Genomic DNA, 25,129 nt, shown 5'->3' with positions numbered 1-25,129 from the left:
CCTTTCAAAAAAATTACGCCTGCGCTTTCTCGTTATATTTGAACGAGACAAGGAAAATCAGTGCAATAACCACCGCGGCCACCGCCGGGATCCACCAGAAGTTTACCCAGGCTGCCGGAATGGTTTGCCCGGCAACCAGATGGTTGTAGAGCGAGCCGGAAATCTGCGAGCCCAGCAGCATGCCGATACCGTAGGTGAACATCACCACCATGCTCTGCGCCTGCCCTTTCACCTTTTCGCCCGCCACGCGGTCGGTGTAGATAAAGCCCACCACGAAGAAGAAGTCATAGCAGACACCATGCAGCAGGATGCCGAGGTACAGCAGGAAGCGCGTCTCTTCGTTGATGCCCAGCGCAAAGAACATATAGCGCACAAACCACGCCAGCATGCCGATGAGCAGCATGTACTTCACGCCCAGGCGGCGGAACAGCAGCGGAATAATCAGCATGAAGAAGATTTCCGACATCTGGCCGAAGGACATGGCGGTACTGACATCCGCCACGCCCGCGTCCGCCAGGAACGAGGCGGTGTAGGCGTAGTAGGTGCCGAGCGGGACAGAAATCAGCGTGGCGCAGACGGCAAACACCAGGAAGTGACGGGTTTTCAGTAACGCAAAAGCGTCGGCACAGAACAGGTCGCGTAGCTTAAGCGGCTGCCCTTTCGCCGGTGCTGGCGTGTGCGGCAACGTGAGGCTATAGACCGCCAGCACCACCGAGCACAGCGCCGCCAACGTGAAGATACCGGTAGTGTCGGAGATACCGGTCACACCGATGAAGATCCCGGCAACAATCCAGCCAATGGTGCCGAACACACGTACCACCGGGAAGGTTTTGTCAATATTGGTCAGACTGTGGAACGCGATGTTGTTGGTCAGCGCCAGCGTTGGCATGTAGCACAGCGTGTAGCCGAACAGCAGCGCAATCAGCAGCGCGCCGTTTTCCGCCACCAGCGCCTGCGGCACAAACCACAGAATCGCCGCGCCGAGCAGGTGCATCACCGCCATCACCTTTTGCGACGGGAAGAAGCGGTCAACCAGCATGCCGAGGACGAACGGCGACAGGATCGAGGCAATTGGCCCCGCCGAGAAGGCATCGCCAATCAGCAGCGACATGTTGTACTGGGTCATCACCAGCCCAAGCGTCACCGACCAGCTTCCCCAGATAAAAAACTGCATAAACATCATTAACGACAGGCGCGGGACTAACAGCCGGTGCTGTACGCCGCTTTCGACACGACTTTCCGTTGTAGACACCATGTTTTCACCCTCAAAAGTAATCGATTACAAAACTAACTCAGGAGAAAAGTAATCGATTACAAAAAGAAGATCCCGTCTGCCGTTGTCAATTTGGGAGAGGCGTCACGATTAAAAAACAGGCGGCTGTCGGAAGGGAATCGCTGGGGGATATGAACACGACAGAAATGGGCGGTGCATTCCCGGGGTCGCATGCGCTCGCCCGGGCGGGAAAACTTACGCTTTGCGGCGCAAGGTTTTGAAGGCAACGAACAGGAACAGCACCCACACTGGCAGCAGAATCGCCGACAGGCGCATGCCGTCCATGGTGCACATCAGCACGAGGATCATCAGCAGGAAGGCGATACATACGTAGTTGCTGGCCGGCGCCCATAGCGCTTTGAACTTCGCTTCACGACCTTTACGGCGCATGGCGGCGCGGAACTTGAGGTGCGCCATGCAGATCATGATCCAGTTCAGCAGCAGCGTTGCCACCACCAGCGCCATCAGCAGGCCAAAGGCTTTTTGCGGCAGCAGATAGTTGACCAGCACCACCAGCGAGGTGATAGCCCCGGAGAGCAGCAGTGAGTTCACCGGCACGCCGCGTTTGCTCACTTTGGTCAGAAAGCGCGGAGCATTCCCCTGCACGGAGAGGCCAAACAGCATGCGGCTGTTGGAGTAAACGCCGCTGTTGTAGACCGACAGCGAGGCCACCAGAATGACGAAATTCAGCGCCGATGCCACCACGTTACTGTCAAGATTGTGGAAAATCATCACAAACGGGCTGCTGTCAGACTGAATACCCTGCCACGGGTAGAGCGCCAGTAGCACAATCAGCGAGCCGATATAGAACAGCAAAATACGGTACACCACCTGGTTAACCGCTTTCGGGATCGTGGTCTCCGGGCTACGCGCTTCCGCCGCCGTAATCCCGATAAGCTCCAGCCCGCCGAAGGAGAACATGATCACCGCCAGCGACAGAATCAGCCCTTTCCAGCCGGTGGCGAGGAAGCCGCCGTCACGCCAGAGATTATCAATACTGGCATGCTCGCCGCCGTTGCCGGTCGTCAGCATCCAGATACCGAAGCCAATCATGCCGATAATCGCCAGCACTTTAATCAGCGCAAACCAGAACTCGGTCTCGCCGTACAGGCGCACGTTGACCAGGTTCACGGCGTTAATCAGCACAAAGAAGCCCGCCGCCCAGATCCAGGTTGGAACGTGCGGCAGCCAATATTGCATATAGATCCCGGCGGCGGTCAGTTCTGCCATGCCCACCAGCACGAACATGACCCAGTAGTTCCAGCCAGAGAGAAATCCGGCGAACGGCCCCCAGTATTTATAAGCAAAATGGGCGAATGAGCCGGATACTGGCTCTTCCACCACCATCTCGCCAAGCTGGCGCATGATCAGAAAAGCGATAACGCCGGCGATGGCGTAACCCAGCACGACCGCCGGGCCTGCCATTTGAATGGCCGGGCCAATGCCGAGGAACAGACCAGTGCCGATGGCACCCCCGAGGGCGATTAATTGAATATGGCGGTTCTGTAATCCGCGGTGAAGCGTCGGGCTATTATCCGACGATGCATCCGGTTGATTCTGGCTGGATGCTGCTGACGCGTTTTTCACGTCTAACCCCTTAGCATTTTTATGAAGGGGCACCTTTTAACACTTAGCGCCGCTTGCCGCAAGGCCATCAGCACCGGCTCCCCAGATGTAAAAAGCCCCGAAACGCACGCGTCTTCGGGGCAATAACCCTATTTTAGCAATGACTTAGAAGTCGTAGCTAACCGAGACTTTTAAGGTACGCGGTTCACCCTGGTAGAGGTAGACGCCAAGGTCATCGACACCGGACCAGTATTTTTCGTTCGTCACGTTAGTGACGCCCACTCGCCAGACCAGATCGTTCTGCTCCTGATTCAGATGCATGCGGTAGCGCATACCCAGATCCAGCGTCGTATAGCTGTCGAGCTTCTTGGTATTGGCCGAATCCGCGTACTGCGAACCAGTATGGTTCACGCGCGCCGTGGCCGTTAAGCCTTCCACCGGTTTGATGTCATATTCCGCGCCCAGTACAGCATAGAAGCGAGAGACACCAATCGCATCGTTGCCATCGTACTGGCCCCCTTTCGTTTTGGTCATCTCTGGGTCAATCCACAGCGTACTACCAGTCAGACGCAGGCCGAGCACCGGTTCGCCAAAGACGTTCAGTTCCAGGCCACGGTTACGCTGTTCGCCATCCATGCCGTAGTAACCGTCGCTATTCAGCACGCCTGAAGGTTTCTTAATTTCGAACAGCGCCAGAGAGCCACCCACGCGCTCGTAGTCAACCTTCACGCCCACTTCATCCTGCTTCGAGTGGGCAATGCCGATGCTCTGGCCGAAGTTTTTCGCCGTGCTTGGCGCATTACCGCCCGGCTGCAGCGCTTCGGTGTGGTTCGCGTAGAGCGACACCGACTCCCATGGCTTGTAGACCAGACCAAAGGTTGGCATCCAGCGGCTTTCGGTAAAGCGTGATGTTGTGGTTTCCAGCCCGGTCGCGTTGCTGTAGTTACGAATCACCACCTTATGGTTACGCGCTGCGGCGGTAAACAGCACCTTGTCATCAAAGAAGCCTAGCGTATCGCTGAACAGCCAGCCCTGAGTGCGGTTACGCGCTGTCGTCAGCGGGTCGTGGTAGTTGCCGCCCGTTGATGAGTAGTCCGGCATCACTACGCCGTTATTATCATAAATGTTAGTGGTCGGGTTATTCGCCGCTTTGGACATACGCCAGGCCGTGGCATCGCTACGCATCAGCGCGGAGTAACCGATATTCACTTTATGGGATACGACGCCGGTATCGAAATTACCGCGGATGCCGCCCATGCCGCTGAAGCTATCGATAATACGGTTGGTATCCAGACGGCCTACGGTGGCATCGCCATTCACATTGGTCAGTTTTGGCGTCGCGTAGATCCCTATTTCATGAGCATGCTGTGCGCCAAGACCGGCGTAGGTGGTCCAGTTATCGGTGAGATCGTATTCGGCTTTTACCATGCCAAATTCGTTTTCGATATCGCTGTAGCCCCATTTCTGGCCGGTAGTTTTGGTATTGCTCGGCACCGCAGGGATCTCGCTTATCGCAGCGAACCCAACGCCCATCTCACCGCCGTGGAAGGTCTTTTTCTGGTAGCCGAAATCAAGGGAGGACCGGAAGCGATCGCCGCGGTAGTCCAGCCCCAGAGAGGCGAGCGTCGTGCGACGTTTATCATTTTCGATGCGGGTTTCACCTTCACGATGCAGCACGTTCACGCGCGCGCCAAACTGGTTTTCATCACCAAAGCGGCGGCCGACATCGAGCGAGCCTCCAACCTGCGAATCACCGGTATAATCCACGCCAATACGCGTAGTCGGTATGTCTTCAGCGCGTTTAGGCTCAAGGTTAATCATCCCACCCACGCCGGAACTTGCCGCACCGTTCACCAGCGCGTTCGCCCCTTTAAAGACTTCAACACGTTCCAGCATCTGCGTGTCGACCACCTGACGCGGCACCACGCCTGACAGCCCGCCCATGGTCATATCATCACCGTCTAGCTTCAGGCCACGAATGCGGTAGGTTTCCGCAAAGTTACCGTAGCCTTGCACCGCCTGAACGCCCGCGTCGTTTTTGACCACGTCAGCAATGGTTTTAGCCTGTTGATCCTGCACCAGCTTCGAGGTGTAGCCGATGACGTTGAACGGCACGTCCATCGCCTTCTGCTCACCGAGCATCCCCAGGCGACCGCCGTGGGCAATTTGTCCATCAAGGTAAGCGGGTACCAGTTCTTCGCCACCGGCTTTGAAATCGCTACCGTCAACGCCCTGAACCACTATCGTTTCAGGCTGATTTTTCTGAGGTGTTTTAACGTCGGAGGTTGCAGCGTAGGCCGCAGGCAGCACGGTGCTTATCGCCAGTGCCAGCACGGAGAGTTTTGTTTTCATGAGAGCATCCCTTGGTATCGAATAAAAAATTCATTGTCGGTCCCAACGGGTTTCTCGCTTCTCACGCCTCAGAATCCCCCTGTGAAATACGCTCACCGATTACTGAGCCAGCCGGATAACAACAATGAATAAAAATGAGATCGAGAACTATACGCATTATCATGATGTGATCAAGTATCAATCAGTAGTAGCAACGGGAAATAACCACAAAATTTCATGTTGTTGTTAGCGGGCCAGCGCACAAAACAATATGCCGCCGCCGTGTGGCTTCATGCATAATTATTCCATCGCCCTCAGAGGACTCTTCCGTGCTGCTCAAAATTATCCTGGCTATGGTCGCCTTTGCCGCCAACTCTCTGCTTTGTCGGCTGGCGCTGAAGGGACTGCATATGGATGCGGTATCGTTTAGCAGCGTGCGCCTGCTGAGCGGGGCGATAGCGCTTTTTCTGCTGCTACAGCTCCCGGGGATTCGCCGCAAGCCTGAGTTCAACTGGCTTAATGCCGCGCTGCTGGCGACTTACGTGTTTGCCTTCTCGCTGGCCTATTTGTCGCTAACCACCGCCGCAGGGGCACTGCTGCTGTTCGGCACCGTACAGTGCGTAATGACCGGCTGGGGGCTGATGCGCGGCGAGCGGCTGACCGCGCTGAAAAGTCTCGGCATGTTATGGGCGATGGGCGGGCTGGCGCTGCTGCTGCTGCCCGGTGCGGGGCATCCTTCCGGCAGCGCGTCGCTGTTGATGATCCTGTCCGGCGCGGCGTGGGCCGTTTACTGCATTACCGGCAAGAGGGTACAGAATGCGGCAGCGGCCACTACCGGGAATTTCATGCTGGCGGTTCCAATGGCGCTGGCGGTGCTGCTGCTCAGTGGTTTTCACGTCCAGGCGGATGCCGTGGGGCTGATGCTGGCAGTGCTCTCCGGGGCGCTGATGTCCGGCGGGGCCTATCTGCTCTGGTATTCGCTATTGCCTCAGCTCAGCCCCACCACTGCCAGTACGCTGCAACTCAGCGTCCCCTGCCTTGCCGCTCTGGGCGGGCTGGTCTTTATGGGCGAAGCCATTGATATGCGCATGCTGTTGGCGATTGTTATCACCCTGTCCGGCATTGGCCTGGTGATTGTGGCGGATAGACGGCGGTAAACGACGTAGTTTAACCCGCTCGTGCGTTCACCTCCCGCCACAGCGCAGACAGCCGGGCGAGCGTGTCATCAATCAACATCCGCTTTTCGCTCCCCGGACGCCAGAGGGTCACCATGGTCTGGCTGATGCCTTCATTGCCCACCACCGTAGGGATCGTCGAAATATTTTTCCAACGCGCCGCCTCAAAATGGGTCGGTAAAAACCCCCATCCGCACCCGGCCTCCATCAGGCTACGCAGCATTTCAAGTTCGTTGGCCACAATGATATTGCCGGAGATTTGCAGCCGCCGCGCCATAGGCACATCGCTTGTGGAATGCATCACCACCTGCGGCGTTAAAGAGAGGTCAAGCAGTGAGCAGGGACGCGCAACATCGGCAAACAGCGACTCTGCGGCGTAAAAATCCATGTCGATGGCCCCGAGCGCACGCCACTCCATGTCGCTGCCGACGCTGTGGTTGTTGGCCTGAAAGAAGCCCAGATCGGCCTGCCCGCACGCCAGCGCTTTTTCACCTTCAGCGCGTGAAGTGCATCTCAGGCTCAGGCGGATCCCCCGCGCCGCCATTTGGGTAATTAACGCCTGCAAAAAACGGCGCGGCGTAAAGGGATCGTAGGCAACGCCCAGTTCCTGCACCTCCGTTGATGGCACCTGACGAGCAAACTGTTCAAACGCCCTGGCCTGACGCATCAGCAGGTGCGCCTGGCGATGAAGCTGTTCGCCTTCTGTCGTCAACTGCAACGATCGTCCCTGACGAACAAACAGCGGGTAGCCAAGGCCATCTTCCAGCAGATCGATAAGATCGCGAAGCGTAGTGCGATCTTTTCCCAGCTTCATCGCGGCCTTCATCAGGCTGCCCTGCTCTGCGACGGCGGTAAAGGCTTCAAGCTGAGAAAATGAGTAGGACAATGACGGCACGCTGGCTCCTTTTGCAGTACATGCGGGGGTTTTTCCCCCATTACGCGTTTTTTATTATAGTGCGGCGATTTTTATACTGCACCCCTCCCGTCACCCCGCCGGGACAACATGTCTATGGGTATAACTAAAATCGAGAACGCTATGAATAATAAACATAAATCCTTACCTGCAAAGTACTGTCTGCTGGCAAGCCTGGTCGCAGGAGCACTCCTCTCTTCTCCTGCCATGGCGGCCTGTGAAGGCACGGAGCTCACCGCCTGCCCGGCTCCTTTTGATACCACGCTGCCCGATACCAAAACCATGCTGACCTGGGATCAGGCCGAGCGCGTTATCGGTTTTCGTAACGACTACCGCAACTATCAGGGCGATGTTTTCCATCACGGGAAATCCGTGCCGTTAGTGGCGGCGGAAAAACCGCTGACGCAGGCGAGCTATCAGGTCAACGGCAAACAGTGGACGCTTCAGGACTACCTGAAACGCCAGAACGTCAGCGGCATGCTGGTGCTGAAGGACGGTAAAATTGCCTGGAAATACCTTGGCGCAGGCAACACCGACACCACGTTGTGGACCTCCCGTTCGGTCGGGAAATCGGTGGTATCTACGCTGGTAGGCGTGGCGTTAAAAGAGGGAAAAATTCACTCGATGGACGATCTGGTTACCCAGTATGAACCCGATCTGAAGGGCACCGCCTGGGACGGCGTGACGCTGAAACAGCTGATTCAGCATACCTCCGGCGTGGCATGGAATGAAGATTACGCCAACCCGCAGTCGGATTTCGCGAAACTCACGCAGTGTGAAGCACACGCGGGTACCTACGACTGCGTCCGCACGCTAGTCTCAGGCCTGAAACGCGCTCACCCGGCGGGTGAAGTCTGGTCTTACTCCTCCGGCGGCGCCTGGCTGCTGGGCGACGTGCTGGAGCGCGCGACGGGCATGACGCTTGCCGCTTACCTTGAGCAAAGCATCTGGCAGCCATACGGCATGGCGAGCGATGGCGTGTGGCACGCCTACAGCAAAAACCAGCATGATGTTGGCGCACACGGTTTTAACGCCACGCTGGAAGACTGGGGCCGCTTCGGCGAATTCGTGCTAAACAACGGCCGCCTGCCGAACGGTAAGCAGATTCTGCCGGAGCACTGGGTTGCTCAGTCGGCCGACTGGAATCAGGCGAAAAATTCTGTCTCCGTGGCGCATCCGCAGGGGCTTTATGGTTATCAGTGGTGGAATAACGAAGTGCCTGCCAACGCCAAAAACGTGGTGCCAGCACCTCAGGATTCGTTGAAAGGATCCATGTGGGCGCTGGGGATTTATGGCCAGATGATCATGGTCAACCGCGCGGAAAATCTGGTGATCGTCCAGTGGTCAACCTGGCCACAGGCGGAACCGTCGTTCAGCGCCCAGCCGCTGGAAGCCTCGCTGATGTTCAGCGCGATTGCGAAGGCATTGCATTAATCACCCGCGATACAGGGCGTTCGCCAACAGATGACCACGCCAGAGCCGCACTTTACGCTCTGGCGTTTTCAGGTCAGGCCTTCGGCTCTACCGCGATAAACATTTCGATATCCCAGTAGCCCTCTTCCGCCCCGTTATTGTGGTAAATCTCAAAGCAGGGCTTTGGTGCCCACTGATGGGTTTCGTCCTTCATGACGCTATCAAAGAACTGATACCAGGGCGTGGCGAAGTCGTGGTTGATAACGCGAGCCTGCGCGACGGCATACAGCCCACCCGCCACTTCCGCCAGCATCACCCCTTCGCTGTTGGCAGGGATAACGAAATCATCAGCCACCGACACTACGGTATCGCAGCGCAGCTTCTCAGCGGGCACTTCATCCGGGTTGTCATAATAGACGGCAAGCCACTCCTGAGCAGGAATTTGCTGGCCGTCGACCCACATCATCAGCTGCTCAAAACCCTGTTTGACCGTCTGCTCCCATGGGCCAACCATATGAAAACCGGCAATTTTACGTTGCTTAACCTGCTTAATCTCGTAGTCCATACTGCCTCCGCTAACATACTGTAATTTCATACAGTATAATTGACGTGTTTTGGTTTCGACAAACGAACAGTGAACATTATGTGAGCAGATTCGCACTCTTGCCAGGGGAAGAATGTAGGGGGAATTTCAGGAAAATGGTGCGCCCTGCAGGATTCGAACCTGCGGCCCACGACTTAGAAGGTCGTTGCTCTATCCAACTGAGCTAAGGGCGCACTGGGGAAGTCAAAACTTCATGGTGGGGTGAAACGCGTGGAATTATACGGTCACTGGCAGGTGAGTCAATCCATTTCCTTGCGAAACCTGCGCGTGATGAGGCAGTGAACAAAGAGCAGCCAACTATCGTTCAACTCTTCAACAAAATCACTTTCCGCGGAAAACTCGCAAACGATACCTGACAGCGAGGCTCGCATCTGACAAAATATGTCCATCCCCCCTTCGTTAATGACAGATGGAAAATTTTCCCTGATGGCAGCAAAGATTATTGACGGTAAAACGATTGCGCAGCAGGTGCGCTCTGAGGTTGCGGAAAAAGTGAAGGCCCGAGTTGCGGCCGGAAAACGCGCCCCTGGGCTTGCCGTTGTCCTGGTAGGCAGCAACCCTGCATCGCAAATTTATGTCGGCAGCAAGCGCAAAGCCTGCGAAGAGGTGGGTTTCGTCTCCCGCTCCTACGATCTGCCGGAAACCACATCAGAAGCCGAACTGCTGACGCTGATTGATACCCTGAACGCCGACAGCACCATCGACGGTATTCTGGTGCAGCTGCCGCTGCCTGCGGGCATCGATAACGTCAAAGTGCTGGAACGTATCGATCCGGACAAAGACGTGGACGGCTTCCACCCTTACAACGTTGGCCGCCTGTGCCAGCGCGCGCCGCGCCTGCGTCCATGCACCCCGCGCGGTATCGTCACGCTGCTAGAGCGCTATAACATCGATACCTACGGCCTGAACGCCGTGGTGATTGGCGCCTCCAACATCGTTGGTCGCCCGATGAGCATGGAGCTGCTGCTGGCTGGCTGCACCACCACCGTGACCCACCGCTTCACCAAAAACCTGCGCCATCACGTTGAGAACGCGGATCTGCTAATCGTCGCGGTCGGCAAGCCTGGTTTTATTCCAGGTGAGTGGATTAAAGAAGGAGCCATCGTCATTGATGTCGGGATTAATCGCCTCGAAAACGGTAAAGTAGTCGGCGATGTAGTGTTTGAAGATGCCGCCGCGCGCGCGTCTTACATCACCCCGGTACCGGGCGGCGTTGGTCCAATGACCGTCGCAACCCTGATTGAAAACACCTTACAGGCGTGTGAAGAGTATCACGACGTGGAGAAGGCATAAGATGGCAACATTTTCTTTGGGTAAGCATCCGCATGTGGAACTCTGTGACTTACTGAAACTGGAAGGCTGGACCGAAAGCGGCGCGCAGGCGAAAATCGCTATCGCCGACGGTCTGGTTAACGTTGACGGTGCGGTAGAAACCCGCAAGCGCTGCAAAATTGTGGCCGGTCAAACCGTCAGCTTTGAAGGTCAGAGCATCACCGTGACGGCGTAAGATACTGGCACAGTTGTAGGCCGGATAAGGCGTTATGCCGCATCCGGCAATCCGCACTGAATGGCCTGATGGCGTTTTGCTTATCAGGCCGACAAGACCCGCATCGCTGCACTGCGACGCCGGGCCTCATCCCTCCCCCATTTTCCCGTATTGCTCCCTGCAGTATATAGAGGATCCCGGCGTCGCTTGCGCTCGGCCGGGCTACGATGAGTGACTTATTTACGGCGCCAGGTGGTACCCTGCGGGCCATCTTCCAGCACGATGCCCATCTCGTTGAGACGGTCACGCGCGGCGTCGGCTGCCGCCCAGTCTTTGGCCTTACGCGCATCCAGACGCTGCTGGATTAACGCTTCAATTTCCGCCACTTCACCGTCATCAGCCTGCGCGCCGCTTTGCAGGAACGCTTCAGGCTCCTGTTCCAGCAGGCCCAGCACCGAGGAGAGCTTACGCATATGCGATGCCAGCGCGTTGGCGGCATGCATATCTTCGCTCTTCAGGCGGTTAACTTCGCGTGCCATATCAAACAGCGCGGAGTAGGCTTCCGGGGTGTTGAAGTCGTCGTCCATCGCTTCAATAAAGCGCGCTTCGAACGCTTCGCCGCCCGCTGGCGCGACGGATTTGTCGGTACCGCGCAGCGCGGTGTACAGACGTTCCAGCGCAGAACGTGCCTGCTTGAGGTTCTCTTCGCTGTAGTTCAGCTGGCTACGATAATGGCCGGACATCAGGAAGTAGCGCACGGTCTCGGCGTCGTAGTACTTCAGTACGTCGCGCACGGTAAAGAAGTTGCCCAGCGATTTAGACATTTTCTCGCGGTCCACCATCACCATGCCGGAGTGCATCCAGTAGTTCACGTACTCGCCATCGTGCGCACAGGTAGACTGCGCGATTTCGTTTTCATGGTGCGGGAACATCAGGTCCGAACCGCCGCCGTGAATATCGAAATGGTTGCCCAGCTGTTTGCAGTTCATGGCGGAACATTCGATGTGCCAGCCTGGACGGCCTTCGCCCCACGGGGATGGCCAGCTTGGCTCGCCCGCTTTGGACATTTTCCACAGTACGAAATCCATTGGGTCGCGCTTCACGTCAACCACGTCAACGCGAGCACCGGCCTGCAGTTGATCCAGATCCTGACGCGACAGCTTGCCGTAGTTCGGATCGGTCGGGACCGAGAACATCACGTCGCCGTTGTCCGCCACGTAGGCGTGACCTTTAGCAATCAGCTGCTCGGTGATTTCGATGATCTCGTGAATATGGTGCGTTGCGCGCGGTTCGTTGTCCGGGCGCAGAATATTCAGCGCGTCGAAGTCTTTGTGCATTTCGACGATCATGCGGTCGACCAGCGCGACAAAGCTCTCGCCATTTTCGTTAGCGCGTTTGATGATTTTATCGTCGATATCGGTGATGTTACGCACGTACTTCAGCTTGTAGCCAAGAAAACGCAGGTAACGTGCGACGACGTCAAAGGAGACAAAGGTGCGGCCGTGGCCGATATGACAGAGATCGTAAACGGTGATACCACACACGTACATGCCAACTTCTCCGGCATGAATGGGCTTAAATTCCTCTTTCTGGCGAGTCATTGTGTTGAAGATTTTTAGCATCGAGAATTCCATGTTTACGTGTGTGAGCCGGGCTTTCGCCTTAAACGGTATATTCTACCCATAATTCAACCCGGAAGCAGCACACAATGCAAGATGATCGCGCCGCCCGGTTATGCTATAACAGATGCCTATGTGCAGCCCACAGGCGGGCTGAAGCACCACTCTAAACGGAACAGGATGCAGAAATGGTTACTTTCCACACTAATCACGGCGACATCGTCATCAAAACCTTCGACGACAAAGCGCCGGAAACAGTTAAAAACTTCCTGGACTACTGCCGCGAAGGTTTCTACAACAACACGATCTTCCACCGTGTTATCAACGGTTTCATGATCCAGGGCGGCGGTTTTGAGCCAGGCATGAACCAGAAAACCACCAAAGAAGCTATCAAGAACGAAGCGAACAACGGTCTGAAAAACACCCGTGGTACGCTGGCAATGGCGCGTACTCAGGCTCCACACTCCGCCACCGCTCAGTTCTTCATCAACGTAGCAGACAACGACTTCCTGAACTTCTCTGGCGAAAGCCTGCAGGGTTGGGGCTACTGTGTCTTCGCCGAAGTGGTTGAAGGTATGGACGTGGTCGACAAAATCAAAGCGGTCTCTACCGGTCGCAGCGGTATGCATCAGGACGTTCCTAAAGAAGACGTTATCATCGAAAGCGTGACCGTCAGCGAGTAATTGGTGGCGACACTCTTTATTGCAGACCTTCATCTGCAAACAGAAGAACCGGCGATTACCGCCGGTTTTCTGCGTTTTTTAGGCGGCGAAGCCCGTCAGGCCGATGCGCTGTACATCTTAGGCGACCTGTTTGAAGCCTGGATTGGCGATGACGATCCGAACCCGCTGCACCGTGAAGTCGCTTCTGCCATCAAATCGCTGGTCGATGACGGCGTGCCCTGCTACTTCATCCACGGCAACCGTGATTTTCTGGTCGGTAAACGCTTTGCCCACGAGAGTGGTATGCAGCTGTTGCCCGAAGAGAAGGTGCTAGACCTCTACGGTCGTCGCATACTGATTATGCACGGCGACACCCTTTGCACAGACGACCCGGGCTACCTCGCCTTTCGCGCCAAAGTGCATACCCCGTGGATCCAGAAACTGTTCCTCGCCCTGCCGCTGTTTATCCGCCGCCGTATTGCCCAGAAGATGCGCAATGACAGCAAGGCCGCCAACAGCAGTAAATCAATGGACATCATGGACGTAAACCCGCAGGCCGTCGTCGACGTGATGGAGAAACATCACGTGCAGTGGTTGATTCACGGGCATACTCATCGTCCGGATATCCACGCTCTTGAGGCTAACGGCGACGCGGCATTTCGCGCGGTGCTCGGTGCCTGGCATACTGAAGGATCGATGATTCGCGTCACCAAAGAAGACGTTACGCTTATCACCTTCCCATTTTAATTTTTCCCCCTTATCCCCCTGTCGTGTGGCGACGCAACCGTTTTCCTCGCCCGTTTTCCGTGTTATTCTCTGTGGCCTCTAACGTCGTGTGCAGCACACCCACAGGAGTTTTAAGACGCATGTCTTCCCGCAATAATCCGGCACGTATCGCCATCGTGATGGGGTCCAAAAGCGACTGGGCTACCATGCAGTTCGCCACAGAAATCCTCGATATTCTGAACGTTCCTCACCATGTTGAAGTGGTTTCCGCCCACCGTACGCCCGATAAGCTGTTCAGCTTTGCCGAAACGGCAGAAGAGAACGGTTACCAGGTGATTATTGCCGGTGCCGGTGGTGCAGCGCATTTACCCGGAATGATTGCCGCCAAAACCCTGGTGCCGGTACTCGGCGTACCGGTGCAAAGCGCTGCATTAAGCGGCGTAGACAGCCTCTACTCCATCGTACAGATGCCGCGCGGTATTCCGGTAGGGACGCTGGCTATCGGTAAAGCCGGTGCTGCTAACGCCGCCCTGCTCGCCGCACAGATCCTGGCTCAGCACGACGCTGAACTGCACCAGCGCCTTGCCGACTGGCGCAAAGCGCAAACCGATGAAGTGCTGGATAACCCAGACCCACGAGGTGCGGCATGAAGCAGGTCTGCGTGCTGGGCAACGGTCAGCTAGGCCGCATGCTGCGTCAGGCCGGCGAGCCGCTGGGCATCGCCGTCTGGCCGGTAGGTTTGGAAGCTGATCCGGCCGCCGTGCCGTTTCAGCAAAGCGTGATCACCGCAGAGATTGAACGTTGGCCGGAAACCGCGCTGACCCGCGAACTGGCCGAGCACACCGCGTTTGTTAACCGCGACGTCTTCCCGATTATCGCCGACCGTCTGACGCAAAAGCAGCTGTTCGATAAACTCAATCTGGCAACTGCCCCGTGGCAACTGCTGGCAAGTGCCGACGAGTGGCCTGAAGTATTCGGTCGTCTGGGCGAGCTGGCTATCGTCAAGCGCCGCACCGGCGGCTACGATGGCCGCGGCCAGTGGCGTCTGCGTCAAGATGACACCGCGCAGCTGCCTGACGAGTGCTACGGTGAATGCATCGTTGAGCAGGGCATTAACTTCTCCGGTGAAGTGTCGCTGGTTGGCGCGCGCGGCCATGACGGCAGCACCGTGTTCTACCCGCTGACCCATAACCTGCACCAGGACGGTATTCTGCGCATGAGCGTCGCCTTCCCACAGGCGGACGCGCAGCAGCAGGCTCAGGCCGAAACCATGCTCGGCGCGATTATGCAGGAGCTGAACTACGTCGGCGTCATGGCAATGGAGTGTTTCATCACCCCGGCCGGATTGCTGATCAACGAGCTGGCCCCACGCGTGCACAACAGCGGTCACTGGACGCAGAATGGCGCATCCATCAGCCAGTTCGAGCTGCACCTGCGTGCGATTACCGACCTGCCGTTACCACCACCGGTGGTAAACAGCCCATCGGTAATGGTGAACCTGATTGGCACCGACCTGAACTATGACTGGCTGAAGCTGCCGCTGGTGCACCTGCACTGGTATGACAAAGAGGTGCGCGAGGGCCGTAAAGTGGGCCACCTGAACCTCAATGACAGCGATACCGGCCGCCTCAGCGCCACGCTGGAAGCGATGGTACCCCTGCTGCCGCCAGAGTATGCAAGCGGTATTGCCTGGGCGCAATCACGCCTGAATTAAGCCTTAAATGCCGGGGAAAGTAACTTATCCTTCCCCGGCCCCCTCTCTGAAGCGTAAAATCCCGCCATAACCGCATGACCCCCGATTTAAATAAGAAGGATTTCCCCATGAATAATGGGACGGATTACTGCGCGATTCTGCGCGCGGAAACGCCCATCATTGACGTGCGAGCCCCCGTTGAGTTTGCTCAGGGCGCGATGCCCGCCGCCGTCAATCTGCCGCTGATGAACGACGATGAGCGCGCTGCGGTCGGTACCTGCTATAAACGTCAGGGGCCCGAAGCCGCAATGGCGCTGGGGCATAAACTGGTCTCCGGGCAGACGCGCCAACAGCGTATTGACGCCTGGCTCGATGCCTGTCGCCGTGCGCCGCAGGGCTATCTGTGCTGTGCCCGCGGCGGCCAGCGCTCGCATATCACACAAAGCTGGATCAAAGAAAACGGTATTGATTACCCGTTGATCGTCGGCGGCTATAAGGCGCTACGTCAGGCGGCGATTCAGGCCACCGAGGAGCTGGTACGCCATCCGATCGTGCTGATCGGCGGTTGCACCGGTAACGGCAAAACGCCGCTGGTGCGCCAGCAGCCGTTGGGGATCGATCTTGAAGGGCTGGCTCACCACCGTGGCTCGTCGTTTGGTCGCACGCTGACGCCCCAATTTTCTCAGGCAACCTTTGAGAACCACCTGGCGACCGCGCTGCTGAAAGGCGCGTATCAGCGGGACAAGGTTCGCTGGGTGCTGGAAGATGAAGGTCACATGATTGGCGCTAACCACCTGCCGGAGTGCCTGCGCGATCGCATGGCTCAGTCGCCGATCGCGGTAGTGGAGGATCCGTTTGATCTGCGTCTTGAGCGTCTGCGCGAAGAGTACTTTGCCCATATGCATCACGACTTCACCGCCGCATTTGGCGAAGAGAAAGGCTGGGAGGAGTACAGCGCCTGGCTGCATCACGGCCTGTTCGCGATTCGTCGTCGCCTGGGGCTTCAGCGTTTTGCCGAATTGACCGCCACGCTCGACGCTTCGCTGACCGAGCAGAAGCGTACCGGCTCAACGGAGGTGCATTTTGCCTGGCTGGTGCCGTTGCTGGAGGAGTATTACGACCCGATGTACTGCTATCAGTTGGAGAAGAAGGCGGGCAAGATTGTGTTTCGGGGAACGTCGGAAGCGGTCACGCAGTGGTTGGCGGAAACACAAGAGTAGGTTTGGTGCTATTCCCGGCGGCGCTGCGCTTGGCCGGGCTACACGGTTTGCAATACCGGTAAAGGGCGGCAATTGCCGCCCTTTTTGACGATTAGAAATCGTAACGCAGACGAACCAGGTTCATATCACCCAGGTCATCGGTGCTGGAGGTGAACACGTGTTCGTAGTCAACACGGAAACCGTAATCCAGCTGGAAGCTGATACCCACGCCGTTGTCGATGCGCTGGTAGTTGCGACCATTCACGTATTCAATACGGTCACCCATGAAGTATGGCTGAACGGATTTAAGCGCGTACTGACCCACTGGGATTTTGTAGCCCGCGAAGTATTCCACGCCCCACGCATCGCCCGCGAAGTAATCATGTACGGAAGATTTTTTGGTGGTCATGAAGTTCTGGTACCAACCACCGCCAACGGAGAAGGTCCAGTTGTCCGGCGTCCAGCTCAGCGCGGTACCCAGGATGTTCTGATCGTAGGTTTTGCTTTCGCTGCTGTAGGTGGTGTTCATATCAGCACGGGTGTAGTTCCATGCCGTCCCCCAGCTCAGGTCGTCGGTGATATGGTAATCCACACCCAGTGAACCGCCGCCTTTACGTTTGTACAGCAGGCCGTTGTTCAGGTTCAGATCATCGCTGAAGAGATAAGAAGCATACAGGTCTACATCACCTACGGTTTTCTTATACTTCAGTGATTTACGAGTACGGTAAGAACCATCGTAGTCACCGTTGATACCGTTACCTGGTGCCTGACCAATCATGTCATAGTCCCAGATATCGGTTTTCGCACCGACCACATCGTAGTAGATGCTGTTCTGTTGACCGAAGGTCAGCGTACCCCAGGTATCGCTCTTCAGACCGGTGTAGAGCATACGGCGAGTGGTGTCGTTCGCGCCTTCAGCATAGTGGTTATCCCAGTCGAAGACCGCTGGAATGTTGACACCTAGCTCGTAGTAGCTGACCCAACTGATGTCATCAAATAGGTAGTAGTCAGCAGCGAAACGGAAACGGGTACCACCGTCAAAGCCATTACGTTTGTAAGAGCCTTTGTCGCCGTCGCCGGTCATCATGTTGAACTGCGGACGAATACTCCCGCCCACGGTGAAGTTCAGACGGCTCAGCGGGTTACCAGCCTGAGGATCCTGCTTAAGCAGGGTAATTTCAGCCTGGGATGCGAAAGACGTCAATGCCACTGCAGCGCCGATCGAGATCGCCAGCGCTTTCATTTTTATAGTCATTATTTTTCCTTGATAGATTACGTGCCATCTATTTGGCAAATAAATCTTATCGTTTATTAATAAATTGCACCTGACTGATTTTTAATGAAACGTGCGACTTAGCGCAGCAGAATTACCGAATGGTGCCCTAATGCGGGCATGTTGATGAAAGGATGAGCAATTTTGTGAGGACGGAGAGAAACCCGGCGGCGCTGCGCTTGGCCGGGCTACGGGCCATCAGTAGCCCGGCCAAGCGCAGCGCCGCCGGGAAAATAGCTAGCTGGAAAACTGGCGGAACAGCGCCCTGCCCTTCAGCAGACGCAGCCCTAACCCTCCACCGCACAGCGACAGTAACAACGCCCCGCACAACGGTAGCGCCACCCACAGCCGCCAGTCCGGTGACCATGGGAAATCAAACACTTTTGTTTGCAGCATCGCCAGCGCCGTTTCCGCGCCGATGGCCGCCACCAGACCGGAAATCGCCCCCAGCAGAGCAAACTCCGCCCATAACGTCAGGCGCAACAGAGACTTTCCGGCACCAAGGGTGCGATAGACCACCAGCTCCTGGTGACGCTGGCGCATGCCAACCTGAACCTGCGCCAATAGCAGCAGCACGCCGCAGGCGGTGACCAGCACCACCATCACCTCCAGCGCCCGGCTGACCTGCGCCAGCACCTGACCAACCTGTTTTAAGATAGCGCCAATATCCAGCAGGCTCACCGTCGGGAATTCACGGTTTAGCTGAGTCAGCAGCGTCGTACCGTGGTCCCAGCGGAAGCTGGTGAGCCAGCTCTGCGGCTGACCGTCCAGCGCGCCGTCCGGGAAGATAAAGAAGAAGTTCGGCCGCAGGCTTTCCCAATCCACCTTGCGAATGCTGCTCACCTTCGCCGTAAAGTCCTGAGTATCGCCGGTGAAGGTTACGCTATCGCCGAGGCCAATGTTCAGCCGCTGCGCCAGCCCTTCCTCAATAGAGACTTCCCCGGTTTTCGGCGGCCAGACGCCCGCTACCAGCGGGTTATGCTGCGGCCGTTGGTTTTGCCAGGTGAGGTTCAGCTCGCGGTTCAGCGATTCATCTTTATTACCTTCGGTGCTATGACCGTTGATCTGCGTGAGGCGCGCGCGGACGATCGGGTAAAACGCCGTCGGGATCACCTGATGCTCCGCCAGGAAGGTTTTCACCTCACTGACTTGTTCCGGGGCAATGTTGATCAGAAAATAGTTCGGGCTTTCCGGCGGTAGCTGCTGCTGCCAGCGATCCAGCAGATCGCCGCGCAGCACCAGCAGCAGCGCCAGTAGCATAAATGAGAGCGAGAACGCTGCCAGTTGGCTAAGCGTCGACCACGGCTGGCGCAGCAGACGATTCACCGCCAGACGCAGCGGCAGCGCGCGCAGGGTGAGGCGCTTCAACACCTTCAGCAGCAGCCAGCCCACCAGCCCACACAGCGCCGCCAACACCACCGCGCCCGCTAGCACCGACCACAGCAGCGGGCTACCGCCCATCAACCATGCCAGCAGCACCACCGTGACGATACAGACCAGCGGCAGATAGATTTTCAGCGGCCAGACGTTGGCGACGATATCCTGACGCAGCACGCGCAGCGGCTGGGTTGCCAGCAGCAATCGGTACGGACGTAACCCGACCAGCAGCGAAATCACCGTCATTGACCCCACCGCCCACAGCCACGGCCAGGCGCTGGCGGCAGGTAACGCCGCCGGCAGCACCGGCTTGAGTAGCGCCAGCAGCACCGATTCAAACAACAGCCCCATCGCACCGCCCGCCAGCGCCGAAAGCGCCAGCAGCAGCACCCACTGGCCGATAATCAGCTTACGCAGCTGCGCCCGCCCGGCACCTAAGGTTTTCAACACCGCCACCAGATCATAGCGACTGCGGCAGTAGTGACCCATGGCCACCGCCACGGCGGCTACCGCCAGCAGCAGCGTCAGCAGCGCGGAGAGCAGCAGGAACTGCTGGGAGCGCTGTAGCGATTTGCCTAACGCGCCGTCGTCCTGATCCGGGCCAATCCAGCGATGCTCCGGCTTGAGCTGGGGCAGCAGCCAGCTTTCATAGCTGGCAAGCTGCGCGGGGGTGCCGGCAAATTTATAGCTCCAGCTTACCCGGCTGCCGGGCTGTACGGCGCCGGTTTTCGCCACGTCGGCCAGGTTCATCATCAGCCGGGGCGCCATCTGGAACGGGTTAAAGCCGCTATCAGGCTCCTGCACCACTTCACCGGCAATGCGCAGCGTGGCATCGCCAACGTCAAGGTTATCGCCGGTTTTCAGATTCAGCAGCGCCATCAGCCGGGGCGCCAGCAGCACCGTTCCCGCCTGCGGTTTGAGGCCCGCGGGTGCGGTTTGCAGGTCGCCATAGAGCGGGTAACTGTCATCGACTGCCTTCACGTCGGCAAGCTGCGGCGTATCGCCCGCCCAGGTCATGGTGGAGAAGTTGATCTGTTCACCAACCGTCAGCCCCTGAGCGCGCGCGCGTTCAATCCACTGTGCCGGTATTTCGCGCGAACTGCGCAGCACCCGATCGCCCGCCATATATTCGCGGCTTTGTTGATTGAGCCCTTTGTCCATGCGGTCGCTGATGCTGCCCAGCGCCAGCACGCAGGCCACCGCCAGGCTCAGCGCCAGCCAGACAATCAGCAGCGACGGCGAGCGCCACTCCCGCCAGAACCAGCGTAAAATCATGCTTCCTCCCGTAGCTGCCCGTCGACCAGCCGCAGCCGTCGGTCACAGCGCGCGGCAAGCTGCGCATCGTGGGTGACCAGAATCAGCGTGGTGCCGTGTTCACGGTTGAGCGAGAACAACAGGTCGGCGATTTTATCCCCGGTCTGACGGTCGAGGTTGCCGGTCGGTTCGTCGGCAAACAGCAGATCCGGGCGACCGTTAAAGGCGCGAGCCAGCGCCACGCGCTGCTGCTCGCCGCCGGAAAGCTGTGCCGGGAGGTGGTGCAAGCGCTTGCCTAGCCCCAACTGTTCCAGTAACGCCTTCGCCCCCTGGCGGCTTTGGCCGTCGCTTTCACCGCGCAGCAGCGCGGGCAGCTCGACGTTCTCCAGCGCGTTCAGCGTGGGGATCAGCATGAAAGACTGGAAAACAAAGCCTATATGCTGGGCACGCAGCCGCGCTCGCGCCTCTTCATCGAGCTTATCCAGCGGATGCCCCAGCAGCTTCACCTCGCCGCTGCTGCCATCGTCCAGCCCGGCCAGAATCGCCAGCAGTGTCGACTTCCCGGACCCCGACTCGCCAATTAAAGCAAGGGTTTGTGCCGGTTTGACAATCAGGTTAACTCCGGTAAGGATGGAAAGCTCATGCTCCCCCTGACCGACGGATTTCTTAAGATGATGCACTTCAAGTACGTTTTCCGCTGGCATTTGCCTGTCCTGTTTTTGATTCTGTTTAGCCTGCGCGCCGCGGCGGCGGACACGCTGTTAGTGCTTGGCGACAGCCTTAGCGCGGGCTATCGCATGGCGGCCAATACGGCCTGGCCGGCGTTGTTGAATGATAAATGGCAGCCTGACATTACGGTGGTGAACGCCAGTATTAGCGGCGATACCTCAGACCAGGGGCTGGCACGCCTGCCCGCACTGCTGCAACAGCATAAGCCGCAATGGGTGCTGGTTGAACTCGGCGGCAACGATGGCCTGCGCGGTTTTCAACCACAGCAAACCGAGAAAACACTGCGCACTATTTTGCAACAGGTAAAGGCCGCCCATGCCCAACCGTTATTAATGCAAATTCGTCTGCCAGCAAACTACGGACGCCGCTATAATGAGGCGTTCAGCGCTGTATATCCGCAGCTCGCCAGCGAGTTTTCTATCCCACTGCTGCCCTTCTTTATGGAAGAGGTCTATCTCAAGCCGCAGTGGATGCAGGATGATGGCATTCATCCCAATCGTGACGCCCAGCCGTTTATTGCAGACTGGATGGCGACACGCCTGGCTCCATTAGTTAATCACGATGCCGGAAAGTAAAGCGGTGTCTTCAGGTAAAGTTATGCAAAAATCGGTCTTAATTACAGGATGTTCCAGCGGGATTGGCCTCGAAAGCGCGTTAGAACTGAAACGCCAGGGCTTTCGCGTACTGGCCGCCTGCCGCAAACCCGATGATGTGAAGCGCATGAACGGCATGGGGTTTACCGGAATATTACTCGACCTCGACAGCCCGGAAAGCGTGGATAACGCCGCGGAGCAGGTCATCGCCCTGACCAATAACCGCCTGTTTGGCCTGTTTAATAACGCCGGATATGGCGTCTATGGTCCGCTGGAGAGCATCAGCCGCGCGCAGATGGTGCAGCAGTTTTCCGCCAACTTTTTCGGCGTCCACCAGCTGACTATGCGCCTGTTGCCGGCGATGATCCCGCACGGCGAAGGCCGTATCGTCATGACCTCATCGGTGATGGGGCTGATTTCCACCCCGGGCCGTGGTGCCTATGCCGCCAGCAAATATGCGCTGGAGGCCTGGTCCGACGCGCTACGCATGGAGTTGCGCCATACGGGCGTGAAGGTCAGCCTGATTGAACCCGGCCCGATTCGCACCCGCTTTACCGAGAACGTTAACCAGACCAGCGATAAGCCGGTGGAGAATCCCGGCATCGCCGCGCGCTTTACCCTCGGCCCGGATGCGGTGGTGGAGAAAGTTCGCCATGCGTTTATCAGCGATAAACCGAAGCTGCGCTATCCGGTCACCCTGGTCACCCACGCGGTAGGCTGGCTGAAACGCCTGCTGCCGGGGCGCGCGATGGACAAAATTCTGCAGGGCTAAGTTGAAGCCGACGCTTTTGCCCCCATCTCGAATACAAACCGACTACAGAGAAAGACTTATGTCCGTACAGAATATCGTCAACATTACCGAAGCTAATCTCCACCAGACGCTGGAGCAGTCCGTTACCACACCGGTGCTGTTCTACTTCTGGTCAGACCGTAGCCAGCACTGCCTGGATCTGACGCCGGTGCTGGAAAATCTGGCCGCGCAGTACAACGGTCAATTTATTCTGGCGAAGGTCGACTGCGACGCCGAGCAAATGGTCGCCTCTCAGTTTGGCCTGCGCTCCATCCCGACCGTTTACCTGTTCCAGAACGGCCAGCCGGTTGACGGCTTCCAGGGCCCACAGCCAGAAGAAGCGATTCGCGCGCTGCTTGATAAAGTGCTGCCGCGTGAAGAAGAGCTGAAGGCGCAGCAGGCGCTGGCGCTGATTCAGGAAGGCAACCATGCCGACGCACTGCCGTTGCTAAAAGATGCCTGGCAGCTCTCCGGTCAGGACAGCCAGATTGGTCTGCTGCTGGCGGAAACACAGATTGCGCTTAACCGTTCAGAAGAGGCGGAAGCGGTGCTGAAAACCATTCCGCTGCAGGATCAGGACACCCGTTATCAAGGGCTGGTTGCGCAGATTGAGCTGCTGAAGCAGGCGGCGGACACGCCGGAAATTCAGCTACTGCAGCAAGAGGTCGATGCCAACCCGGACGACGCGGCGCTGGCCTCGAAGCTGGCGCTTCAGTTGCATCAGGTGGGTCGTAACGAAGAGGCGCTGGAGCTGCTGTTTAGCCATCTGCGCAAAGATTTAGGCGCGGCGGACGGTCAGGCGCGCAAAATGTTGCAGGAAATTCTGGCGGCGCTGGGTACCGGTGATGCGTTGGCGTCGAAGTATCGTCGTCAGCTTTACTCGCTGCTGTACTAACGGTGCTATTCCCGGCGGCGCTTCGCTTGGCCGGGCTACGATTGTAGGTAGCCCGGCCAAGCGAAGCGCCGCCGGGAAATCTCACATTATGTGCGTTTCTTCAACTGCGTCACCACCAGCTGATGGCGGGCGTTGTAAAACTTCCGGTAGGTCAGATAACAGGCAATAATGGTCGACAGGCTGGCGGTTGAGAGCAGCATAAACGTCACCATAATCTGATACTTAATCGCTTTTACCGGGTCGATACCGGCAAAAATCAGCCCGGACATCATCCCCGGCAGACTCACCAATCCCACGGTTTTCGCCGAGTCCACGGTAGGGATCAGCGACGCGCGAATACTTTCGCGAATCAACCGCGCCGATGCCATTTTTGGCGTAGCCCCCAGGCTTAGCTTCTCCTGAATCTGCTGCTGCTCGGCGCTAAAACGCTGCCCCAGATTGTTGTAGCACAGCCCCACCGCAATCATCGCGTTACCGGCAATCATCCCGGAAATCGGGATTACCTGCATCGGTACAAACGCAATCGAGCCGGAGAACACCAGCACTGCCAGCGTTAGCCCTGCGCCGGTGGTAATGGCGATAAACGATGACACAAACGCTTTGTCGATATATTTGCTGCGCTTTTGCGCGTTGTACGCCGCGTTGAAGCAGATGAACAGCACCATGCATAGCGTCAGCACCGCATGGTTAACGTTGAAGATATACTTCAGCACGTAGCCAACGATAATCAGCTGCACCACCGCCCGGCAGATACTCCAGATAATATCTTTTTCCAGCGCCAGCTTTTCCCGGTAGCTCACCAGGATGGCAACCAGCACCAACACCATTGATAGCGCCAGCGACTGGTTAGTGATGATATGTTCGCTATTCATTGACCGTCTCCTGATGCGAAGGCAGCGTCACCACTTCATCCGCATGGCTAATTTCATCTTTATCATGGGTCACCCACAGCACCGCAACCTGCTGGTCACGCACATACTGATGAATAATCTCGTTCACGTTCTTTTTATTTTGCTCGTCCAGTGCGCTGGTAATTTCATCCAGCAGCAGCACCTTGGGTAAAAATTGCAGGTTACGAATGAGCGACACCCGCTGCTTTTCCCCGCCGGAGAGATCGTTAATCGATTTCGACAGCGTCTCTTCCGGCAGGCCAAACTGCGCCAGCTGCGTCAGAAAACGATCCGGCTCAGGATTTTGATTGCGTATCTGCCAGGGGAAAATAAAGTTGTCGTAGACCGTATCGCCAAACAGCGCCGGGGTTTGCGCGCAGTAGGAGACCTGCTGGCGGTAAGCCTCTGGGGTCAGCGCGTTGATATCTTTACCCTCAAACAAAATCGTCCCGGAGGTAGGCGACAGCAGCGAGGCGATAATTTTTAATAAGGTGCTTTTACCGCAGCCGGAGGGCCCGGTAATCAGCTTAAATTCGCCGGGGGCCACGCTTAAGTTAATCTTATCAAGGACCGTTTTCTCGCCAATACGAAAGCTCACCTGCTCCAGCTGTAAAATCGCGCTATTTTCCTTCATTGCTTTAAATTGTCCTGATACTGACTTTCTGTGC

General features: G+C 57.1%; 23 protein-coding genes and 1 tRNA gene. 12 read left to right on the top strand and 12 right to left on the bottom strand.

Going from position 1 to position 25,129, the window contains the following annotated elements; translation table 11 throughout:
• Positions 1–13: 13 nt before the first annotated feature.
• From V6944_RS12980 to V6944_RS12970, 3 genes are all read right to left on the bottom strand, one after another.
• Positions 14–1,255, bottom strand: a complete 1,242-nt coding sequence (locus V6944_RS12980; protein ID WP_333499261.1) for an MFS transporter — start codon at positions 1,253–1,255, stop codon at positions 14–16.
• A gap of 213 nt (positions 1,256–1,468) precedes the next feature.
• Complete coding sequence (gene pheP, locus V6944_RS12975; RefSeq protein ID WP_333499260.1) at positions 1,469–2,860, bottom strand: phenylalanine transporter; 1,392 nt, start codon at positions 2,858–2,860, stop codon at positions 1,469–1,471.
• A gap of 144 nt (positions 2,861–3,004) precedes the next feature.
• Positions 3,005–5,191 (bottom strand): TonB-dependent receptor, encoded by a 2,187-nt coding sequence (locus V6944_RS12970; protein ID WP_333499259.1) that lies wholly within the window; start codon positions 5,189–5,191, stop codon positions 3,005–3,007.
• A 308-nt stretch (positions 5,192–5,499) separates the two neighbouring features.
• Here V6944_RS12970 and V6944_RS12965 point away from each other — a divergent pair, with 308 nt between their 5' ends.
• Positions 5,500–6,327, top strand: coding sequence for a DMT family transporter (locus tag V6944_RS12965; protein WP_333499258.1), 828 nt, complete (start codon positions 5,500–5,502; stop codon positions 6,325–6,327).
• A 10-nt stretch (positions 6,328–6,337) separates the two neighbouring features.
• Here the strand turns inward: V6944_RS12965 and V6944_RS12960 are convergent, their stop codons facing one another.
• Positions 6,338–7,240, bottom strand: coding sequence for a LysR family transcriptional regulator (locus V6944_RS12960; protein ID WP_333499257.1), 903 nt, complete (start codon positions 7,238–7,240; stop codon positions 6,338–6,340).
• Positions 7,241–7,381: 141 nt separating this feature from the next.
• Here V6944_RS12960 and V6944_RS12955 point away from each other — a divergent pair, with 141 nt between their 5' ends.
• Positions 7,382–8,692: a serine hydrolase domain-containing protein gene (locus V6944_RS12955; RefSeq protein WP_333499256.1), complete on the top strand. Its 1,311-nt coding sequence runs from the start codon at positions 7,382–7,384 to the stop codon at positions 8,690–8,692.
• A 73-nt stretch (positions 8,693–8,765) separates the two neighbouring features.
• Here V6944_RS12955 and sbmC read toward each other — a convergent pair whose 3' ends face one another.
• A complete protein-coding gene (gene sbmC / locus V6944_RS12950; RefSeq protein ID WP_333495100.1) occupies positions 8,766–9,236 on the bottom strand; it encodes a DNA gyrase inhibitor SbmC in 471 nt (156 codons plus the stop codon).
• A 135-nt stretch (positions 9,237–9,371) separates the two neighbouring features.
• A tRNA-Arg gene (locus V6944_RS12945) sits at positions 9,372–9,448 on the bottom strand.
• A gap of 253 nt (positions 9,449–9,701) precedes the next feature.
• Here V6944_RS12945 and folD point away from each other — a divergent pair.
• Both folD and ybcJ read left to right on the top strand, forming a co-directional pair.
• Positions 9,702–10,568, top strand: coding sequence for a bifunctional methylenetetrahydrofolate dehydrogenase/methenyltetrahydrofolate cyclohydrolase FolD (gene folD, locus V6944_RS12940; RefSeq protein ID WP_185667068.1), 867 nt, complete (start codon positions 9,702–9,704; stop codon positions 10,566–10,568).
• 1 nt (position 10,569) lies between these two features.
• Positions 10,570–10,782: a ribosome-associated protein YbcJ gene (ybcJ, locus tag V6944_RS12935; RefSeq protein ID WP_333499255.1), complete on the top strand. Its 213-nt coding sequence runs from the start codon at positions 10,570–10,572 to the stop codon at positions 10,780–10,782.
• Between the two features lie 215 nt (positions 10,783–10,997).
• On the opposite strand, the gene cysS is transcribed toward ybcJ, so the two are convergent.
• Positions 10,998–12,383: a cysteine--tRNA ligase gene (cysS, locus tag V6944_RS12930; protein ID WP_333499254.1), complete on the bottom strand. Its 1,386-nt coding sequence runs from the start codon at positions 12,381–12,383 to the stop codon at positions 10,998–11,000.
• A gap of 185 nt (positions 12,384–12,568) precedes the next feature.
• On the opposite strand from cysS, the gene ppiB reads away from it, so the two are divergent.
• The 5 genes from ppiB (at position 12,569) to mnmH (ending at position 16,681) form a co-directional block, all read left to right on the top strand.
• Positions 12,569–13,063 (top strand): peptidylprolyl isomerase B, encoded by a 495-nt coding sequence (gene ppiB / locus V6944_RS12925; RefSeq protein WP_035891791.1) that lies wholly within the window; start codon positions 12,569–12,571, stop codon positions 13,061–13,063.
• Between the two features lie 3 nt (positions 13,064–13,066).
• Complete coding sequence (lpxH, locus tag V6944_RS12920) at positions 13,067–13,789, top strand: UDP-2,3-diacylglucosamine diphosphatase (protein ID WP_333499253.1); 723 nt, start codon at positions 13,067–13,069, stop codon at positions 13,787–13,789.
• Between the two features lie 119 nt (positions 13,790–13,908).
• A complete protein-coding gene (purE, locus tag V6944_RS12915) occupies positions 13,909–14,418 on the top strand; it encodes a 5-(carboxyamino)imidazole ribonucleotide mutase (RefSeq protein ID WP_185667073.1) in 510 nt (169 codons plus the stop codon).
• Positions 14,415–15,482, top strand: coding sequence for a 5-(carboxyamino)imidazole ribonucleotide synthase (gene purK, locus V6944_RS12910; protein ID WP_333499252.1), 1,068 nt, complete (start codon positions 14,415–14,417; stop codon positions 15,480–15,482). Before purE ends, purK begins: the two co-directional genes overlap by 4 nt.
• A gap of 107 nt (positions 15,483–15,589) precedes the next feature.
• Positions 15,590–16,681 carry a tRNA 2-selenouridine(34) synthase MnmH gene (gene mnmH / locus V6944_RS12905; protein WP_333499251.1) on the top strand — a complete coding sequence of 364 codons (1,092 nt, stop codon included), beginning with the start codon at positions 15,590–15,592 and terminating at the stop codon, positions 16,679–16,681.
• 91 nt (positions 16,682–16,772) lie between these two features.
• Here mnmH and V6944_RS12900 read toward each other — a convergent pair whose 3' ends face one another.
• The 3 genes from V6944_RS12900 to ybbA form a co-directional block, all read right to left on the bottom strand.
• Positions 16,773–17,915 (bottom strand): porin, encoded by a 1,143-nt coding sequence (locus V6944_RS12900; RefSeq protein WP_333499250.1) that lies wholly within the window; start codon positions 17,913–17,915, stop codon positions 16,773–16,775.
• A gap of 255 nt (positions 17,916–18,170) precedes the next feature.
• On the bottom strand, positions 18,171–20,585 hold the full coding sequence (gene ybbP / locus V6944_RS12895) for a putative ABC transporter permease subunit YbbP (protein WP_333499249.1): 2,415 nt from the start codon (positions 20,583–20,585) through the stop codon (positions 18,171–18,173).
• Entirely contained in the window at positions 20,582–21,268 is a 687-nt protein-coding gene (ybbA, locus tag V6944_RS12890; RefSeq protein WP_185667078.1) for a putative ABC transporter ATP-binding protein YbbA, read from the bottom strand. Before ybbA ends, ybbP begins: the two co-directional genes overlap by 4 nt.
• On the opposite strand from ybbA, the gene tesA reads away from it, so the two are divergent.
• Genes tesA through V6944_RS12875 form a run of 3 tightly spaced genes read left to right on the top strand, consistent with a single transcriptional unit; the run spans position 21,236 to position 23,571 of the window.
• Positions 21,236–21,868 carry a multifunctional acyl-CoA thioesterase I/protease I/lysophospholipase L1 gene (gene tesA, locus V6944_RS12885; RefSeq protein WP_185667079.1) on the top strand — a complete coding sequence of 211 codons (633 nt, stop codon included), beginning with the start codon at positions 21,236–21,238 and terminating at the stop codon, positions 21,866–21,868. The two genes, ybbA and tesA, sit on opposite strands and share 33 nt — an antisense overlap.
• The gene (locus V6944_RS12880; protein WP_223883158.1) at positions 21,855–22,658 is read left to right on the top strand and encodes an SDR family oxidoreductase; all 804 of its coding nucleotides are present in this window, start codon (positions 21,855–21,857) and stop codon (positions 22,656–22,658) included. Before tesA ends, V6944_RS12880 begins: the two co-directional genes overlap by 14 nt.
• A 58-nt stretch (positions 22,659–22,716) precedes the next feature.
• Positions 22,717–23,571: a co-chaperone YbbN gene (locus V6944_RS12875; RefSeq protein ID WP_333499248.1), complete on the top strand. Its 855-nt coding sequence runs from the start codon at positions 22,717–22,719 to the stop codon at positions 23,569–23,571.
• Between the two features lie 86 nt (positions 23,572–23,657).
• On the opposite strand, the gene fetB is transcribed toward V6944_RS12875, so the two are convergent.
• Positions 23,658–24,443, bottom strand: a complete 786-nt coding sequence (gene fetB / locus V6944_RS12870; RefSeq protein ID WP_185667082.1) for an iron efflux ABC transporter permease subunit FetB — start codon at positions 24,441–24,443, stop codon at positions 23,658–23,660.
• Positions 24,436–25,095, bottom strand: coding sequence for an iron efflux ABC transporter ATP-binding subunit FetA (gene fetA / locus V6944_RS12865; protein WP_333499247.1), 660 nt, complete (start codon positions 25,093–25,095; stop codon positions 24,436–24,438). The genes fetB and fetA overlap by 8 nt, the downstream gene beginning before the upstream one ends.
• Positions 25,096–25,129 lie beyond the last annotated feature (34 nt).

Source organism: Kluyvera sp. CHPC 1.2972, assembly GCF_036759925.1.
Classification (GTDB): Bacteria; Pseudomonadota; Gammaproteobacteria; order Enterobacterales; family Enterobacteriaceae; genus Kluyvera.
The sequence above is the reverse complement of the archived record's forward strand: the minus strand, read 5'-3'. Positions and strand labels throughout refer to the sequence as shown.